The 17650-nt window shown below is 43.4% G+C and carries 18 protein-coding genes; 6 read left to right on the forward strand and 12 right to left on the reverse strand.

Annotation, left to right across the window (positions count from 1 at the left end; translation table 11 throughout):
• The first annotated feature begins 256 nt into the window (after nucleotides 1-256).
• Nucleotides 257-1036, forward strand: a complete 780-nt coding sequence (locus tag C8268_RS00360; RefSeq protein WP_234032627.1) for a Crp/Fnr family transcriptional regulator — start codon at nucleotides 257-259, stop codon at nucleotides 1034-1036.
• A 109-nt stretch (nucleotides 1037-1145) separates the two neighbouring features.
• On the opposite strand, the gene C8268_RS00365 is transcribed toward C8268_RS00360, so the two are convergent.
• The 4 genes from C8268_RS00365 to C8268_RS00380 form a co-directional block, all read right to left on the reverse strand.
• Complete coding sequence (locus tag C8268_RS00365) at nucleotides 1146-2543, reverse strand: protoporphyrinogen oxidase (RefSeq protein WP_106765833.1); 1398 nt, start codon at nucleotides 2541-2543, stop codon at nucleotides 1146-1148.
• Nucleotides 2544-2857: 314 nt separating this feature from the next.
• Nucleotides 2858-3595, reverse strand: a complete 738-nt coding sequence (locus tag C8268_RS00370; RefSeq protein ID WP_106769778.1) for a GTP pyrophosphokinase — start codon at nucleotides 3593-3595, stop codon at nucleotides 2858-2860.
• 158 nt (nucleotides 3596-3753) lie between these two features.
• On the reverse strand, nucleotides 3754-4647 hold the full coding sequence (locus C8268_RS00375) for an EamA family transporter (protein ID WP_106765834.1): 894 nt from the start codon (nucleotides 4645-4647) through the stop codon (nucleotides 3754-3756).
• Between the two features lie 191 nt (nucleotides 4648-4838).
• The gene (locus tag C8268_RS00380; RefSeq protein WP_106765835.1) at nucleotides 4839-5240 is read right to left on the reverse strand and encodes a YmaF family protein; all 402 of its coding nucleotides are present in this window, start codon (nucleotides 5238-5240) and stop codon (nucleotides 4839-4841) included.
• Between the two features lie 207 nt (nucleotides 5241-5447).
• Between C8268_RS00380 and C8268_RS00385 the strand changes: the two genes are divergently transcribed.
• The gene (locus C8268_RS00385; RefSeq protein WP_199794789.1) at nucleotides 5448-6521 is read left to right on the forward strand and encodes a branched-chain amino acid aminotransferase; all 1074 of its coding nucleotides are present in this window, start codon (nucleotides 5448-5450) and stop codon (nucleotides 6519-6521) included.
• Nucleotides 6522-6591: 70 nt separating this feature from the next.
• Here C8268_RS00385 and C8268_RS00390 read toward each other — a convergent pair whose 3' ends face one another.
• On the reverse strand, nucleotides 6592-8160 hold the full coding sequence (locus tag C8268_RS00390) for an ATP-binding protein (RefSeq protein WP_106765837.1): 1569 nt from the start codon (nucleotides 8158-8160) through the stop codon (nucleotides 6592-6594).
• Between the two features lie 243 nt (nucleotides 8161-8403).
• Here C8268_RS00390 and C8268_RS22575 point away from each other — a divergent pair, with 243 nt between their 5' ends.
• The 3 genes from C8268_RS22575 to C8268_RS00400 all read left to right on the forward strand — a co-directional run bounded on the left by C8268_RS22575 (nucleotide 8404) and on the right by C8268_RS00400 (nucleotide 9573).
• Nucleotides 8404-8637 carry a hypothetical protein gene (locus C8268_RS22575; protein WP_158702649.1) on the forward strand — a complete coding sequence of 78 codons (234 nt, stop codon included), beginning with the start codon at nucleotides 8404-8406 and terminating at the stop codon, nucleotides 8635-8637.
• A 133-nt stretch (nucleotides 8638-8770) separates the two neighbouring features.
• The gene (locus C8268_RS00395) at nucleotides 8771-9340 is read left to right on the forward strand and encodes a thymidine kinase (protein ID WP_106765838.1); all 570 of its coding nucleotides are present in this window, start codon (nucleotides 8771-8773) and stop codon (nucleotides 9338-9340) included.
• 20 nt (nucleotides 9341-9360) lie between these two features.
• Nucleotides 9361-9573, forward strand: a complete 213-nt coding sequence (locus C8268_RS00400; RefSeq protein WP_106765839.1) for a hypothetical protein — start codon at nucleotides 9361-9363, stop codon at nucleotides 9571-9573.
• 68 nt (nucleotides 9574-9641) lie between these two features.
• Here the strand turns inward: C8268_RS00400 and C8268_RS00405 are convergent, their stop codons facing one another.
• Entirely contained in the window at nucleotides 9642-10508 is an 867-nt protein-coding gene (locus tag C8268_RS00405; protein ID WP_106765840.1) for a YitT family protein, read from the reverse strand.
• A 328-nt stretch (nucleotides 10509-10836) separates the two neighbouring features.
• Between C8268_RS00405 and C8268_RS00410 the strand changes: the two genes are divergently transcribed.
• On the forward strand, nucleotides 10837-11445 hold the full coding sequence (locus C8268_RS00410) for a TVP38/TMEM64 family protein (protein ID WP_106765841.1): 609 nt from the start codon (nucleotides 10837-10839) through the stop codon (nucleotides 11443-11445).
• Nucleotides 11446-11601: 156 nt separating this feature from the next.
• Here the strand turns inward: C8268_RS00410 and mnhG are convergent, their stop codons facing one another.
• From mnhG to C8268_RS00440, 6 genes are read right to left on the reverse strand one after another with little or no spacing between them, the layout of a single operon-like run.
• Complete coding sequence (mnhG, locus tag C8268_RS00415; protein ID WP_106769779.1) at nucleotides 11602-11979, reverse strand: monovalent cation/H(+) antiporter subunit G; 378 nt, start codon at nucleotides 11977-11979, stop codon at nucleotides 11602-11604.
• Entirely contained in the window at nucleotides 11972-12256 is a 285-nt protein-coding gene (locus C8268_RS00420) for a Na(+)/H(+) antiporter subunit F1 (RefSeq protein WP_106765842.1), read from the reverse strand. Before C8268_RS00420 ends, mnhG begins: the two co-directional genes overlap by 8 nt.
• Nucleotides 12256-12732, reverse strand: coding sequence for a Na+/H+ antiporter subunit E (locus C8268_RS00425; protein ID WP_106765843.1), 477 nt, complete (start codon nucleotides 12730-12732; stop codon nucleotides 12256-12258). Before C8268_RS00425 ends, C8268_RS00420 begins: the two co-directional genes overlap by 1 nt.
• Nucleotides 12733-12737: 5 nt before the next feature.
• Complete coding sequence (locus tag C8268_RS00430; protein WP_106765844.1) at nucleotides 12738-14219, reverse strand: Na+/H+ antiporter subunit D; 1482 nt, start codon at nucleotides 14217-14219, stop codon at nucleotides 12738-12740.
• Nucleotides 14212-14550, reverse strand: coding sequence for a Na(+)/H(+) antiporter subunit C (locus tag C8268_RS00435; protein WP_106765845.1), 339 nt, complete (start codon nucleotides 14548-14550; stop codon nucleotides 14212-14214). The genes C8268_RS00430 and C8268_RS00435 overlap by 8 nt, the downstream gene beginning before the upstream one ends.
• Nucleotides 14551-14552: 2 nt before the next feature.
• Entirely contained in the window at nucleotides 14553-17414 is a 2862-nt protein-coding gene (locus C8268_RS00440; RefSeq protein WP_106765846.1) for a Na+/H+ antiporter subunit A, read from the reverse strand.
• Nucleotides 17415-17650: the final 236 nt, after the last annotated feature.

The raw sequence follows: 17650 nt of genomic DNA on the forward strand, positions 1-17650 counted from the left end.
ATACTTATACGATTCATTGTAGCCTTTACTGGAACAATTGTACCTCAGGGTTTACCCTGAAAATAATCTAGGGGTTTATGTATGAAAGAGCGTCAGGATAGGCGCTATTTTACGGCAGTTTACCATCATGTTCTATGATGTATCTCACAAAATACAGGGAATTCCCCCAATAAAATTTCAGAGCCTTCCCCGATGTTCATCAAATGTCTTCTGGCGTATGATGAATATAACAAGAAGACACGGGGGGCAAACTTCAATGGCTATGACCATGCAGCATCAGCAAACATTTCAAACATGTAAACAACGTACGGAAAAAAACACTGAAATATTAAGCCCGAACGGAATCGGACAATATATGACGGAAGAACAATTTAAATGTTTACAAGACATTATGCAGATAAGAAAAATTTCGAAAAGTTCTTATTTGTTCTGGGAAGGCGATAAGGCCGACAGACTGTATTACATCATTTCCGGTCAAGTGAAACTGCTAAAGTCGACCGAAGAAGGAAAAGACCTCATCATTTCGATTTTGCAACACGGAGATTTCATCGCACAATTCAACGGTTTGAAAAATACCCAGTACGGATATAGCGCCGAAACGATGACCCAGGTGGAAGTAGGGGTCATTCTGCAGAAAGACCTTGAAGAATTATTGGCTCACCGCGGAGACATTGCATTGCAATTTATGTACTGGCTCGGCTTGAATAACCAGATCATCGAATCGAAAATGCGCGACTTGCTGTTATTCGGTAAATCCGGCGCTCTTGCTTCAACATTAATCCGGATGAGTAACACGTACGGGATTCCGGCAGTTGATGGTTCCATTCATATTCAGATTAAACTGACCAACACAGAACTGGGCGAGATGATCGGATGTACACGTGAAAGCGTAAACCGTATGCTGGGGGAATGGAAAAACGATGGCACGATCGAGTTCGAGGAAGGAAAAATGATCATCCGTCAACTTTCAAATTTGCGTGAAATTTGCAGATGCCCTGATTCACCAAAATGTCCAGCGGCCATTTGCCGGCTTTAAGTCCAACATGAAAAACAACCTAAACCAAAAACAGGGATGTCTCAAAAGGTCGATTGACCTCAGAGGACATCCCTTCTTTCTATTGATAGACGCCAAACGAATCGCCTGTTTAACTTTTCATGAATCGCTCTACAATAACGCGGGCCGTCTTCTCCCCATTAGCGATACAATCCGGAATGCCTACACCATAATAAGAACAGCCTGCCAGCAGCACATTCGGATAACTTTGTTCAAACTTTTGTTCCAGACGGCTTACAATCTGACGATGCTTCAGATGATAGTTAGGCATATTTTCATGCCACTTCGTCACTTCTGAAGTGACAGGTTCCACATTCATGCCCAGGCTTTTCGCGATGTCCGAAAGCGCAACCTTCGTCAGTTCTTCTTCAGACATGCGGATTAAGCGTGCATATTCCGGATTTGAGCTTTTATAGAAAAGTCTAAGCAAAAGCCTTCTGTTACTAGACGTGTGCTCCCATTTTCGGCTGGTCCAGGTACAAGCGTCGCACAGCACATCACTTTCTTTAGTGGATATAAATCCGGTTCCGTCACTTGGCAGCTGGCGATCAGGAACGTCAAATCCAAGATAGATGCTGATCAGCGATTTGGTTTGAAGCTGTTCAAAATCCTTGGCAAGATCCTGATCTTCAAGCAGCTCCTGAGCCTGAGAGCTATTGTTGCTCAGTACAACATAATCCGCTTCAATCATACGTCCATCTGCCAGAGCGACCGTATAATGACCATCCTTTTTCGCAATAGATTCCGCTTTAACTCCTTTATAAATATGTGTATCGTTTTTCAGCATCTGCTCCATTCGGTCGATCAGAAAGGACATTCCTTTCTTGAATGAGATAAACTTTTTGTTGGCAGCCCCTAAGTAAAGATGTTTATTTTCGGACAATCCCTTAATAATACTTCCATATTTATTCTTGTATTCAAGCAGAAAAGGAAAGGTGGATGCAATCGTCAAGTCGTTCAGCTCACCGGAATATACACCGGAAACGACAGGTGCGACCTGCTTCTGCACCAATTCTTTACCGAGAAAAGCTTCTAAGAACAATCCCAGCGAATCGTTCACAGTAAACGACTCATTGACTGTATAAAAGTCTTTAAGCGCTTCCACTTTCCCTTCGGCAGAAATCAGCTCGCTCTGAACAAGCGACTGGATGCTGGCAGGAATGCCAAAAACAGCCTCGGCCGGAATCTTCTTCAATCCGTCTTCCGTGTAAATATAAGAGATTCCTGTCGCGTTATACACAACCTGATCGCTGATCCCCAGCTCTTCCAAAAAAGGAACAACATTCGCCTTACGGGCAACAATGGAATCTGCCCCGGTCTCCATCGTGAACTCTCCATCCGAATAAGTGCTGATTTTTCCCCCAAGTTTATCATCCGCTTCCACAAGCACCAGCTGCATGTCCAAATTGTTCGCGTTTTTCTCTTTCTGAAGATAGTATAAAGTTGACAGACCGGTAATGCCTCCACCAATAACTACGGTTGTTGTCACTATAAATACACCTCTTGTATGTAAGAAATTAAACCTGATTTTAACGTTCTATCTAAATCAAAAGTATAGCATAGACACTAACTCCACGATTGAATCTTCCCCTTCAATTATGTGACAAATCAAGAAAAGACGACTGCAATACACTCGAAATGCGATTGATTTTCGCATTCCATTAAGAAAGGCGGCACAGGATTGACGCCCTGTACCGCCGTATTTTATTCATCAGAGCCTAGTGTGCTTATATTCAAGCTAGCTCTTTTTGTAACAAGCTACGATCTTCAATGAAGCTCGAGATGCAGTATGTTAGCTCTCCGTTAATCCTTTGTCAACACCTCAATCAAACCGGCCGGCAGCTTGAACTGATGATTGTTAATTTGAAAGCTTTGCAGCTCTCCCAAAGCTTCTTCTGCATGTAAATCTTTGATCATCTGAACTTCATGCTGCAGCCGCTCCATCTGATGATCTAGATCACTGGCGGTGTCTGCAGCTGCCTTAAGTTCTTGAAGCAGCTTTTCCGGTACAGACTGATTGTATTTGTAAAAAATTTTATGTTCCAGACTTGCCCAGAAGTCCATAGCTATGGTCCGTATTTGCACTTCCACGCACACATGCTCAACACGGTCAGACAAGAAGACCGGCACTTCTACAAGCAGATGAAGGCTTTGATATCCGTTCGGTTTCGGATTCTTTATATAGTCCTTCACATTCAGCACTTTCAAATCGCTTTGCTTCTCCAGCATTTCACTGACCTTATAAATATCAGAAAGGAAAGAGCATGTGATGCGCAATCCAGCGATATCTTTAATATGTTCTTCAATCGATTCAATCGATATATCCTTACCTTTACGGTGAAGCTTCTTCAAAATACTCTCAAATGTTTTCAATCTTGATTTTGTATGCTCGATCGGGCTGTAATCATGAAGAGCCTGAAACTCTTCTTTCAGTATTTCAATTTTTGTCTCCATTTCATCCAACGCAAATTTATATTTCATCATAAAACGAGTAATTTCATCCCGCATTCTTTTAATCTGTCCGATTTGCAATTGATTCATTTCAGGTCGTCCTTTCGCTTGCTTAATGATCAAGTAATAAGTTCATTTCTTCCCTCTTCTAGATTTTACGCCTTTGAGCACCCTCACTGCAACTTTACGAGATGGATCATCAACCAAAGAAAAGGACAGCCGAAAATATGGCTGACCTGTTTTTTCATTTAAATTTGCTGTACCGTCTTGTTTCTCGCAGCTGCAATTTGCGGGTACGCGATCCCTAAAAGAATGATCAAGATGCCAAGCCACTGCAACCCCGTCACATACTCGTTCAAAATAAGCATCGACACCATTACGGCTACCGGCAGTTCTCCGGCTCCAAGTATGGTGGCCAAGCCCGTGCTGATGTTCGGTGCGCCTAAAGCAAACAGCAGTACCGGAAGCACGACCCCAAACGTTCCGAGTACGAGTCCGAAAATCCATAATCCCCCGGTAGGTGAAACTTCCAGAAATACCTTCGGTGTAAATAAAATCGTTAACAGAGTCATTCCCCCGCAGGACATAAAAAAGCTTCTTGTAATCGGCGGCAGTTTCGTCTCGACCCTTCCGCTGAAAAACACAAACAGTGCCATCATAAAGGCCGCGGCTAATCCAAGCAGTGTGCCCTTCAAGTTAAGCTGGAGATGATCAGCTCCGAGCAATCCACCGGCTAATATCGTACCGATAAATAAAATAGTAACAGATATAAGCGTCGGCTTGTCAGGCATTGATCTTTTCACGATCGCTTCAATCACTACCCCCATCCATGTGAACTGAAACAATAGCACGACAGCGATGGATGCGGGAATACTTTGCAAAGACAAATAATAGAACACCCCGGTTAAGCAAGTACACAGACCGACACCAGCCAATTTGACGACCTGTTTAAGCGAAACTTTTCTCCGCGAAAATAGAAGCATCAGAATCAGCAAAATCAACCATCCTGTAGCGAACTGGCTAATCATCACTTCTCTGAATAAAAAGCCCTTGCTGTAAGCCAACTTCACAATCGTTGATAAAATACCGAAGCTGCACGCTCCTAAAAATACATAAAGCGAATTTTTTAACAAGTGAAACAAAATGCTCTCTCCCCCGCAGAAAAACCCCAGTTCTCTTGTTTTGGATTCCAAAAAACAAAAAAAATGGGGTTTCAATATATTACGATATGAATTATTGATATATTGTATGACAAATGAGGATGAATGTAAACAATCATTACGTAGAGCATTCAATACTTCCGCTTTTTCTAGCGAAAGACGAGCATTATATTTTAAACCGTTTCCTTTCCCGTATTTCCGGCATATTTATGAGCATGTGGAACAGCACCATTTACCGTTGTATAGCCTTCAAAGTGATGATAATGTCCCCCTCCCGGCAGCGGATATGCTGGGCCTGTCGTTCCCCTGATCGTATGTTTATGCCCATCATCGAAGGAAGTTACTGCATAATAATTATGCACATGCTGGACGCCGCTGGGTGCAGCCTCTGTAATTCCGGCATAATGGTGAAAATGGCCGACATCATACGAAGTATCGCCGGAAAATGGATGAACATGAACGTTTACGGATCTTCCATCCCAGGAAGTTATAAATAGCTTATGAGCATGCTCAGAATGGTCTGAACCGTCAGAATCATGCGAACAGAACAAAATGCCTTTTATGGGTTTGCCCACAAAAAAACCTCCCTACACTTTGTATAGAACTCAGTATATGGGTTTTTGGAGGTGAAGGTTCACATTTAAGCTTTCAATGAAGTCCGCATCCTAAATGTCGAGCATACCTGAAAGGTATAGTAATTAATCAAAATAGATACTTTAAATATATCTTCTGAAATGATAGCATTCAATATAAACAATAATAGTTAGGGAGCGATTGAAATCATGGCCAGTTCGATAGACGTCCAAATAACAACGAAGAAGAAACAGAAACCACTTCAGCATGAATTAGGTTTCGGCATTCATTTTACCGATCATATGTTCATCATGAACTACGCTGAAGGCAAAGGGTGGCACGAACCTCGCATTGTGCCATATCAACCGATTGTGCTGGACCCAGCCGCCAAAGTATTCCACTATGGCCAGACGATCTTTGAAGGATTGAAAGCTTACAAGACCTCGGATGGGCAGGTTTTGCTGTTCAGACCTGATCGCAACTTCAAACGTTTAAACCGTTCCAACGAACGACTGGGTGTTCCTGCTATTGATGAGGAGCTTGCCCTTCAAGCCTTAAAAAAACTGATCGTGATAGATCAGGACTGGATTCCTACAGCATCCGAAAACTCCTTGTACATCCGTCCGTTTGTCATTGCTACCGAGCCCGCTCTAGGCGTAGATGCTTCTACACAATATCAGTTCATTATCATCCTGTCGCCGGTAGGCAACTACTATCCCGAAGGGGTCAATCCTGTCAAAATCTACGTTGAAAGCGAATATGTACGCGCCGTCAGAGGCGGTATCGGGGAAGCCAAAACTGCCGGCAACTATGCTGCTAGTTTAAAGGCTCAGGAAAATGCCAAAGAACAAGGCTATTCCCAAGTGCTGTGGCTGGATGGAGTTCACCGCAAATACATTGAAGAGGTCGGCAGCATGAACGTCTTTTTCAAAATCAACGGAACAGTCCATACCCCTGCACTAAGCGGCAGTATTCTGGACGGCATTACCCGCAGTTCTATTATTCAGCTGCTCAAGCATTGGGAAGTTCCTGTTGAGGAAAGCATGATCGCGATTGAGGATCTTTTTAACGCCGCTAAAAACGGACAGCTGGAGGAAGCCTTCGGTACCGGAACGGCTGCAGTGATCTCCCCGATCGGCGAGCTCAACTGGAAAGATGAGAAGGTACTGATCAACGGCGGAAATACGGGCGAAATTTCGCAAAAGCTTTATGATACGTTAACCGGTATTCAAAGAGGGGCCCTTCCGGACCCGTTTGGTTGGATGGTTCAAGTGAATGATTAAGTAAATCCAGGCTGCCTGGGGGAATTTCCCCCAGGCAGCCTTTTTTATATTAGTGCTCCTGTTTACCAACTTAATCCTCGTCCTCAGCAGTAGGCAGCTTTACGGTAAATGTGGTTCCTGTGTCAATCTCACTGTTAACGGAAATCGAGCCGCCATGATCCTCCACGATTTTTTGACATAAGGATAATCCCAGGCCTGTCCCTTCTTCTTTCGTCGTATAAAACGGATCAAAAATTTGGCTGATATACGCTTCGGCTATCCCCTTACCTGTATCTTGAACCTTAATGATTGCCGTCTTTCCCTCTAACTGTAGTGAGAAATGAACATGGCCGGTTGTCTCCATCGCCTGAAATGCGTTTCGTATCAGATTAATCATGACTTGAATGATTTTATCTCTGTCCATGTAGACCATAACCGACTCATCTGGAACTTCCATCGTAAACGAATGACCGCGTGAGGCTGCTTCAGATTCGCAAAGTGAAAAGACCCTCGTCATGCAAAATCGTAATGAATCCGGCTTCATATTGCTCACATGCGGCTTTGAAAACTGAAGAAACTCTGCCGTCAGCTCGCCAACCCGCGTGATTTCACCCATGATCACCTCATACCATGGCTGGATGTTGTAGTTTTGAATTTTGGACAGCTGAATAAATCCTTTTATCGCGGTTAAGGGATTGCGGATTTCATGAGCCATTCCGGCAGCCAGCTCCCCAACCGTTTTCATTTTCGCAGAGCGCATAAATTCTTCTTGACTCTTTAGCCAGCTTTCTCTTCTCATCTGAAATATTCGATCCTCAGCCATGCTAATGATTTCCTGAAATGTAGCCGCTTCTTTAGGAAAATGAGTTACGCTGTATGTGACCTGTATTCCGAGCTCATCAAAAGGCATGTCATCGCTTACCTCATCAGCAGACGGTAACAGAATTGCAAACCGGTCTCCTGCATATCTGGCCGAACCAATCATATTTGTGAAATGTTTTGAAATGGAACGAGAGAAATGGATCAGTATCTCATTCGCTGTCACGATATCCTTAGCATTCAACGATTTGAAATTATTAATATCGAGTAGTACCAGCTGAAAATGTGTTCTGCTATCGGTAAGTTCTTGTACCATTTTCATATAGCCTTCATAATTTAAAAAACCGGTAAGTGAATCATGATAAATGAGGTAGTCGTTTTGCTTTGTTAACGTTTTTTTCTCAGACTCGATGCGAATAATGATGTGGAACGTCATGATGATCACAAGTAAAGAAATGATATCAAACAAAAATAAAAGCACGGTATAAACATCCAGTGGCATATATGTGAGTCGAATGATGGAGTATTGCAAAACAAGCAGTAGCCCCGGTGGCAACATTTCATTAAACTTCTCTTTCTGCTGAATCAGATTGATGATGACAATATAATATAGCAGGATGGACCAATTTAAACTGCTGGCAAAATGAAATGCACCGACAAAGATAAACTGGAACCTTTTTAACAACGGGTATTTATCATCCAAGGCCAGGCTTGCCGATAGCAATAAAGCTGTTATCAGCATCAGTTCCAAACTCACATGCTTCCCCAACGTGATCGATGAAACGATAATGAATAGAGATATAAACGGTACGAACAGGAGTTTAATCATTTTAATGGACAATCGCAATCACTCCTATGTATAACTTACAAAAGTTACTAATCATTCTTTCATATGTTATAACATAAACAGGGTTCTGAACAGATAATTTACAAAAAGCGCTGCTATAAATTAGCTTCACTACGTGTAATTAAACGAATATCCATAAAACTTGACGAAAGATGGGTATTGGCACAGGTACATTTGCCTTTCTCGTCATACAATAACCCAGATAAACACATAACTTTTCGAGAAGGAGCTGTTATCATGACTGGTGTTGGAGCAGCAGGCGGAGCTGGAACAGGGCCTGTAAGAGGCGAAAAAGGAAAGGCAGAATGGAGTATGCATCACCCGGTTGGACACAAAGTGTATCACACGACTGCTCATGTGCATCATCATCACAAACACCCTCACTGCTGTGTTAGAACAGGCATCCCTATAGAATTGGTTTTATTTATTCTACTCGTCATCGTCATTCGCTGCTATCATTACTACTATTAGACGATATTGAAAACGGCATCGCAGTCCGAGAACTGCGATGCCATTTTTTTAAAACATTTTGCTGTTTACATACACCGCATAATAATGAGAGAATGATATGGACTGAATTTGTTCTTCGGGAAAGGATATGGAAATGGCACAGTTATTTTTCAAATATGGAGCAATGAATAGCGGTAAATCGATTGAAATTCTGAAAGTGGCACATAACTATGAGGAGCAAAACAAACCGGTTCTCATCTTTACTTCCGCAATCGACAACCGGGATGAAGTAGGGTATATCTCTTCACGGATCGGCCTGAGAAGACAAGCGATACCGATCATGGAAAACACCGATATCTATGGCATCGTTAGCAGGCACGACCCCAAGCCTTACTGTGTGCTTGTCGATGAATGTCAGTTTCTAAACAAGGACAACATTTTGCAGCTGGTTCGGATTGTTGATGAACTCGATATTCCGGTGATGGGTTTCGGACTCAAAAACGACTTTCAGAATGAACTCTTTGAAGGAAGCCGCTTCATGCTGATCTATGCGGATAAAATCGAAGAAATGAAAACAATCTGCTGGTTCTGTGAACGCAAAGCAACTATGAACCTTCGTCTAAAAGATGGAAAGCCGGTCTACACCGGGGAGCAGATTGTTATTGGAGGAAACGATACCTATTTTCCGGTCTGCCGCAAATGTCACACCAATCCCCCTTTGTAAAGGAGGAGAACAACAATATCATGCCTATTGTTAGACCTTTAATTACAGATCAGGATTTTCAGGAGGCAGTGGATCTCCAGTACAAAATCCGAATTTTTAAAGATAATCATCTCATTGATTCCGGAACGTTTGTTATCCGATTTACGGACGAAACGGTCGTCACCCAATCCGAAGTGAGTACGCTCGGTTACTATAAGCGAAATGAATGCGATTTTTTTGAACTGCGAAAATAATTTCAAAAAAACTCTTCCCATGTTTTTATGATCAGGGAAGAGTTTTTTGGTTGCCAAACAAGTCATATCTAGTGGATATCTCGCTTTACAATGCTGCCGCCAAATACATCAGCAACATTTTGAATCGAAATAAACGCGTTGTTATCGATTTCCTGAACGACGGTTTTCAGCTTGGATACTTCAAGTCTGTTGACTACACAATAGATAATTTGAGTGTCTTCTTTAGAGAATCCGCCTTTACCATACAACAATGTTGTGCTCCGTCCCAGCCTGTCATTGATCGCATCTGAAATATCTTCAGACAGATTGGAAATAATCGTAACGGACTTGGATTCCTCCAAACCTTCAACTACAATATCCATCACCTTCGCAGCGATGTAATAGGTAAAGATGGAGAACATCGCCGAGTCGGCACCGAATACGAATCCGGCCACAATAAAAATAAACACGTTAATGATCATCACGATCTGTCCAACAGGGATACGCAACTTTTTGGAAAGCAGAATCGCAACGATTTCTGTACCATCCAGCGCTCCGCCGTAACGGATCACCAGGCCCACCCCAAACCCAAGAATGAGACCTCCGAAGAGAACAGCTAGAATTTTCTCATTTGTAAAGGGTTCAACATGATGAAGCAGCGCTGTAGTAACGGACAGTACAATAATTCCATACAACGTAGACAAGGCAAATGTTTTGCCGATTTGCTTGTAACCGATAAACAGAAACGGAAGGTTGAGCAAAAACAGGAACAATCCAAGTGCTACAGGAGTCACTTTGGATAAAACGATAGAGATACCGGTAATTCCTCCATCAATAATGGAGTTTGGAACGAGGAATATTTCGAGAGCGACGGCCATCAAAACCGCTCCGATCGTAATAAAAATGAAGCGTTTGATGATCTCGTACAGAGACAGCTTTCGATGTTTTTTGGACATGCAGAAGGACCCCTTCAGTGTAGAATATTACCGCTTTTGGCGATAGCCTAAAAAAATTTCACTTCATCATAATATAAAAATTTTTAGGTTTATTCAAATTTTGTCGTATAATATGACCAAGCCATTTTGTCAGCAGTAAAAGTGTCCAGCACAAAGAGAGCGCCTAACAACACGATAATGAACCGTCTCTCTTAGTCAGATGCGATCCAATGGTATATTATGATATAATAATATTCGTTATTTTTTGACATAAATCGAGCGACTTCAATTTAATTCCACATACCAATAACAGAAGTTTTATTAACAGGTAACGATAGGGAGAGAAATCATGTTAGATTGGATTGAACAAGTTATCACCTTTACGAAAGGTGTCGATATGAAGCAGGTCGAGTTCTGGCTCAACAAATATTCAAGTCTAGGTCCCCTGCCTGGCATCTTATTTTCCTTCGCTGAAGCATTTCTTCCGTTTCTTCCACTCATCGTCATCGTTATGGGAAACGCGGCTGCTTACGGACTGTGGCTAGGATTTCTCTTTTCATGGATCGGTGTTTGCGCCGGCTCTATAACTGTATTTTGGTTAACACGAAAATTGGGCGGGAAACTCGGACTATATATACAAAAACGAATGCCGGGAACCCAGCGATTCTTTCACTGGATCGAGGAAAAGGGCTTTACTCCGATCTTTATACTCTACTGCTTTCCCTTTACTCCTTCGTCACTTATCAACATCGCCTCAGGGATCAGTACCATATCCTTTAGAACCTTTGCCATTGCTGTGATGGCAGGTAAATCGGTCATGATATTTATGATCGCCTTTATCGGTCATGATTGGCAGTCATTCGTACATCAGCCATGGCGTATATTAATTGCCATCGGTGTTCTCGGACTGCTGTGGTTTGTCGGCAAAAAAATGGAAAATCGGTACCACCATGTCTAATATGAACATGGACTCCGGTGTCTTCCAAACCGTTGATCATTTTATGAATTAAAAGCGAGTATCGAGGAAAAGCTTCATCCCTCAGTACTCGCTCTTTTAATGCTCATCTCTAAATATACACAACGGTTGAAAACAAACTGTTCCTGAATTGAACTTCTAGTTCATATCTTGGCGTTTACTGTTTTTTTGTGCCTTCTTAAGTGCAGGGCCAAGATCATCAAGTGTGCTTTTCTCCCACAACGGAACACCCGATCGATAGGCAGCTCTTCCATTCAAGTGACCCGCAACCGGAGCGGTAATGAAGACAAAGATAATACCTAGCAGAAGCTTGGCACTAACATGATCTACATAGAACATAAAGTATAGGAAGGCGCTCAGCAGTATGATCAGAACGCCCAGCGTTGAGCTTTTCGTTGCCGCATGCGATCTTAAATACACATCAGGCAAACGGATTAGGCCAAATGCGCTTATCGCACTAAGCAAAGCACCAAACAGTACGAACAGACCGATGATCAGTTCCCCGATCTCACTCATCGTTACTTCGTTCAATGACATCACCTCTTTCAATATATCTTGCCAAGGCTGTTGAGCCGATAAAGGTTAGAATACCGATCAGCAATATGATGTCAAAGTACGCCTCCGTCCGAAACAACATCGAAAGAACAGCGATCATCGACAGCAGAATAATTCCGATCGTATCCAGTGCCATGATCCGGTCATTCATGGAAGGCCCTTTAATCAAACGGTACAAGCACCCGAATAATGCCAGCGACAGTATAACGAGAGAAGCGATAAGTATATTATTCAGCATTAGCGGGTCACCTCCAGAATTGCTTTTTCAAAGGTATCCTTAATCTGCTGAACGACCTCATCCTTATCTTTAATGTCCATAGCATGTATATATAGCGTCCGATTATCACTAGAAACTTCCATGGTCAGTGTTCCAGGGGTCAGACAGATCAGGCAAGATAACACGGTGATTTCCCAGTCGCTCGTCAGTTCCGTTTCATAGGCAAATATCCCCGGATGAATATCGAGCTTTGGTTTAATCACCTGACCAATGACGGTAAAGCTCGATAAAATCAACTCTTTCAGAAACAGTAACAACAGTGCAATAATCGCCCATAACTTCCGTAAATAAAAGTCTTGCTCCCAAAACCGGTTCAACAGTCCAATGAGAATGGCACCGATCAAATATCCAATAAAGAAGCGTTGGGCAGACCAGTCCGAATTTAGAAACATCCAGACGAAGGCGATAATAAAATTCAATACAATTTGAAAGCCCATCTTCACTACTCCTTTAATACGGCTTCAATGTATATTGACGGATCGGTCAGAACCTCAGCCGCCTGTCCGGCGAAGGAATAAATCCATTCCGAACCGACACCCAGACCAATAACCAAGACCAACAGACCGATTGCAGATACATAAGCCGAACTATGCCATTTTTTCTTTTCCTGAACAGGCAGTAAGGGATCTTCCCGCCAAAATGCTCCAATAAACACGCGCATAAGGGAGTACAATACAATCAAACTCGAAGCTACAGCGATAGCGGTCAGCAAATATTCACCTTCCGCAAGGCCACCGCGAACCATCAATACTTTACCCGGGAAGCCACTGAGCGGCGGAATGCCGACCAAAGCTAACGCCAGAATGAAGAACATCCATCCAAGCAGCGGGTAGCGTTTGATTAATCCACCCATTTCGCCGAGCTTGCTCGTTCCTGCTGCCGAGATGATCATTCCTCCAAGTATAAACATCAGTGCTTTAGCAATCATGTCATGAATCAGATAAAGCACCGTACCGTCCAGCGAGTCCTTCGTTGCCACAGCCAACCCGAAAGCGATAAATCCTACACTGATAACGACATTGTAATTCAATATTCGATATAGGTCCTTGTATGCTACGGCTCCAATTCCGCCCAGAACCATCGTCGCGATTGCCATCCAGGCAATAATGTTGTGGGTAAAACCTTGATCATGATAAAAGATAAGCGTAAACGTCCGAATCATCGCATACAACCCGACTTTAGTCAGCAGCGCACCGAATAACGCAATGACCGCTGTCGGAGGAACCCGATAGGACCCCGGCAGCCAGAAGAACAGAAACAGTCCGGCTTTAAGTGAAAAGACGACCAGCAGCATAATGGCGATCACACTGAGCAAGCCGCCCTGGCCTGCTTCAGCTACGCGAACAGACAGATGAGCCATATTCAGCGTACCCACTACACCATACAGATAAGCCATCGAGGCAACAAACAGTGCAGATGAAATAATGTTGATCAGCATATATTTCAACGTTTCTCGAAGCTGGCGCTTCGTACCGCCTAGCACGATCAGCGCATAAGAAGATATAAGCATAACTTCAAAGCAGACAAATAAGTTGAACAAATCCCCTGTCAAAAATGAGCCGATTACGCCGGCCAGAAGAAATTGAAAAAATGGGTAAAAATAATATTTTTCTCTCTCTTCACCAATGGTTCGGAACGAATATAACAGACATCCTGCTGCTACAATAACTGTCGTCATAACGAGCAAGACAGCGAACATATCCGCAACGAAAACAATACCGTAAGGCGGCAGCCAGCCGCTCATATATAAAGTCTGAATCCCCTTCTCCTGAACCTGATTCATGATAAGCACGACAGATCCCCCATTGAGAAGGATACTGATCAAGCTGATCCATCGCTGAGCCTTCACTCTCTTAGAAAGAAAAATAAGAATAACGGCTGTGATGAGTGGGATCAGGAGCGGAAGAACGATCAGGTTATTCATCTTCTTCCCCCCTCAATTCTTCCATATCGTCCGTTCCCAGCCGCTGATATGCTTTATACGCAAGCACGAAGAAGAACGACGTCACGCCAAAGCTGATTACAATAGATGTCAGAATAAGCGCCTGCGGAAGCGGATCAACATAGGTTTCCGCCTGTTCCCCAAGCAGTGGTGCTGCACCTGTCTTCAGCTTGGCAGTTGTCAGCAAAAGCAAATGCACCCCGTGTGAAATCAGTGAAGTTCCAAGGATAATGCGAAGTATACTTTTGGAGAGAATCAGATACACTCCAACAGCGAACAAAACACCGATCGCAATCGACATATATAATTCCATGGCTAGTTGTCCCTCCCAACTGTATATATAATCGTCATGGTGACTCCTACAACCGCCAAATATACCCCCGTCTCAAACAGCATAGCTGTAGTAAGCTCGGTCTCACCCAGCAGCGGGAGGTCAACATGCCCGAATGTATGACTGAGGAATGGAACATCAAAGAAGAACGATCCCACACCTGTTAGAAAAGCAAGCATAAGACCTACAGCCGTAACCGTTCTGTAATTTAACGGGATCATTTGCTGACTTATTCTCATACCGAAAGCCATCGATAAAAGCACCAAGGCCGAGGAGGTCATCAATCCTCCGATAAAGCCCCCGCCTGTGCTGTTGTGACCGGCAAGAAATAAGAAAAGCGCAAATGTAAAAACGATAAAAATGACTACTTTCGAGATGGTTTTCAGAATGACATCATTGCTCTTCGGCAAAAGGATATCTTGTCTTACCACCCGCTGCCCTAAAATTTCATTACCTGGATCGATTTTGATCAAGGCATAGATTCCAAGTGCTGCAATACCCAGCACCGTAATTTCGAGCATCGTATCAAATCCACGGAAATCTACGAGGATGACGTTGACGACGTTTTTACCTCCAGCTGACGTGTAGCTTTCTTTCAGGAAATAATCCGAGATCGGCTCAAACATTCGGCCGCCGCTCGTAACTCCAAGTGCAATAAGTGTAACGATAACGCCTACACCGATTGAAATCAGTGCATTCGTCCATTTGAACCGCAATCGAACCTGCTCCTTTTTGAGCTTTGGCAGATGATAAAAGCAGAGCAGGAACAGCATAACAGAGACGGTTTCTACAACCATTTGCGTAAGCGCCAAATCCGGTGCACGGAACAAAACAAAAAATAAGGTAACCATATAACCGGACATACCTGTCAAAATAATGGCAACGAGCCGGTTTCGAACGAAAGGAAGCGCCAAAACCGCCAATATCAACACAATGATAACAACTGCTTCGTAAAACGAGATCGGAGCGTATTCGGATGCATTGATCTTGATACCGCCTGAATACGCCAAGGCATATCCCAATATCAGAATCATAAAGCCAAAAATATAAATCATGTAATGACGAAGGGATCCGGTCATATAGCCGCGTGTCAATTTGTTGCTCCCCTGTTCAAAAAGAGCCAGTCCGCGATCATAAATCCGGTTAAAGGTAACACGTTTAAACAAAGGCTGATTGAGTACACGTAATTTTCCATAAAGCTTGTATAGAATCGTACCCAAAATGATGATGCCGATCGTCATAAAAATTTCGGTTGTCCATCCATGCCAGAACTCGATGTTGACGAGGAACTTTTCGCCCGGTGCAAGCATATTCGGCATAATGGCAGCCATCGCCGGTTCAATCAGCGAATATGACAGCAAGTTCGGGAATAATCCAAACACAACAGCAAGGGAAGCCAAAATCACCGGTGAAATGAGCATGCCAAGCGGAGCTTCGTGCGGCTTCTTTTCCAGCTTGCCCAGTTGCAATTTCCCCGTGAACGTCTTGAACACCAGAATCATGCTGTACAAGAATGTAAACACGCTTGCGATCCAGGCCACAACAGGGATGAGCACACCCCAGGTTTGAACGTTCCAAAAATCCATCTCCGTCGCATGAAGAACGGCCGTAAAGAACATTTCTTTACTTAAAAAACCGTTAAACGGCGGCAGACCAGCCATAGAGAAAGCTCCTATAGCAGCTACCGTAAAGCTGATTGGCATCAACGCCATCAGACCGCCGAGTTTGCGGATATCACGTGTACCGGTTTCGTGGTCAACGATGCCGACGACCATAAACAGTGCGCCCTTAAACGTTGCATGATTGATCAGGTGAAAGATAGCAGCTGTCGTTGCTTTTGTGTAAATCAATGAATCCGGACTTCCGGAATAAAAAGCAGCGGCCGATCCCAGACCAAGCAAACTCATAATAAGCCCGAGCTGGCTGATCGTTGAAAATGCAAGCAAAGCCTTTAAATCCGTCTGCTTGATCGCCCGAATCGATCCGTAGATCAGCGTAGTCAAGCCGACAGCGGTCACGAGCCAGAACCACTGTGCATTCCCGGCAAAGACCGGACTAAAGCGAGCTACCAGGTACAGCCCTGCTTTGACCATCGTAGCCGAGTGAAGATAGGCACTGACAGGAGTCGGTGCTTCCATCGCATCCGGCAGCCAAATATGAAACGGAAATTGAGCCGATTTCGTAAAGGCGCCAAGCAGAACCATAAGCATAGCGGGAATAAACAACGTATGGTCCGTTATATCAGGAACCTGGGCAATGATCTCCCTTACGCTCATCGTTCCGGACATAACTGACAGCATAAGAAAGCCGCTAAACATGGCAAGGCCGCCGAATACCGTTATAAGCATCGATTTCAAGGCCCCGTATCTTGAGCGCTCCCGGGAATACCAGAAAGCAATCAACAAGAATGACGATATGCTTGTCAATTCCCAAAATCCGTACAGAACCATTACATTGTCGGATAAGACGACACCGAGCATTGCGCCCATAAACAGAAGAAGATATACATAAAACCGATGAATCGCTTCTTTGTTCTTATCCATGTAATAAACGGAATATAGAACGACCAGCAAACCAATACCGGTAATCAACAAGGCGAACAATAGACTGAGCCCATCCAAATACACCGTAAAATCAATACCTAGTGAAGGTATCCACGGTATGCTTGTAAGGATCGTCTCACCTTGCTGGACAGAAGAGATTTTGCTTAAGAAGTAAACAAATAAGATGACCGGGACAGGAAGGACAAACCATCCTGTATGAATACGTTTCGTAAACTTGTAAATCAGAGGTACCAAAACGGCAAAAATAAAAGGTGCCATAATGGCGGCATGAAGCAGCGACAAGTTGATTCCTCCTTAACCCAAATATAATGTTCTTTTCTTAGTATTACCAAATGCACTCCTTCGTAAGACTAAAAAAGCGCAAAAAAAGCCCGCTGTTGGCAGGCTCCTCCGGTGATTCCATATGTAGTTGGTCACTTTAATGTAAACGTCTCAAACTGTCAATCAGTATAGCCTATAAATGGCGTTTTTGTCAAAGGGTTGTGGTATGAAAACTTACATAAATGGGCACTACTCAT

It is taken from the genome of Paenibacillus faecalis, assembly GCF_900289175.1.
GTDB classification, from domain to species: Bacteria; Bacillota; Bacilli; order Paenibacillales; family Paenibacillaceae; genus Paenibacillus_AQ; species Paenibacillus_AQ faecalis.

Bases quoted from the DNA above. Each gene is read 5' to 3' on its own strand.
- C8268_RS00370 (WP_106769778.1), bottom strand. From the start codon at position 3,595: ATGAATCAATTGCAAATCGGACAGATTAAAAGAATGCGGGATGAAATT.
- mnhG (WP_106769779.1), bottom strand. From the start codon at position 11,979: ATGAGTGAGATCGGGGAACTGATCATCGGTCTGTTCGTACTGTTTGGT.
- C8268_RS00410 (WP_106765841.1), top strand. From the start codon at position 10,837: ATGTTAGATTGGATTGAACAAGTTATCACCTTTACGAAAGGTGTCGAT.
- C8268_RS00435 (WP_106765845.1), bottom strand. From the start codon at position 14,550: ATGGAATTATATATGTCGATTGCGATCGGTGTTTTGTTCGCTGTTGGA.
- C8268_RS00395 (WP_106765838.1), top strand. From the start codon at position 8,771: ATGGCACAGTTATTTTTCAAATATGGAGCAATGAATAGCGGTAAATCG.
- C8268_RS00405 (WP_106765840.1), bottom strand. From the start codon at position 10,508: ATGTCCAAAAAACATCGAAAGCTGTCTCTGTACGAGATCATCAAACGC.
- C8268_RS00430 (WP_106765844.1), bottom strand. From the start codon at position 14,219: ATGAATAACCTGATCGTTCTTCCGCTCCTGATCCCACTCATCACAGCC.
- C8268_RS22575 (WP_158702649.1), top strand. From the start codon at position 8,404: ATGACTGGTGTTGGAGCAGCAGGCGGAGCTGGAACAGGGCCTGTAAGA.
- C8268_RS00360 (WP_234032627.1), top strand. From the start codon at position 257: ATGGCTATGACCATGCAGCATCAGCAAACATTTCAAACATGTAAACAA.
- C8268_RS00400 (WP_106765839.1), top strand. From the start codon at position 9,361: ATGCCTATTGTTAGACCTTTAATTACAGATCAGGATTTTCAGGAGGCA.
- C8268_RS00385 (WP_199794789.1), top strand. From the start codon at position 5,448: ATGGCCAGTTCGATAGACGTCCAAATAACAACGAAGAAGAAACAGAAA.
- C8268_RS00425 (WP_106765843.1), bottom strand. From the start codon at position 12,732: ATGGGCTTTCAAATTGTATTGAATTTTATTATCGCCTTCGTCTGGATG.
- C8268_RS00420 (WP_106765842.1), bottom strand. From the start codon at position 12,256: ATGCTGAATAATATACTTATCGCTTCTCTCGTTATACTGTCGCTGGCA.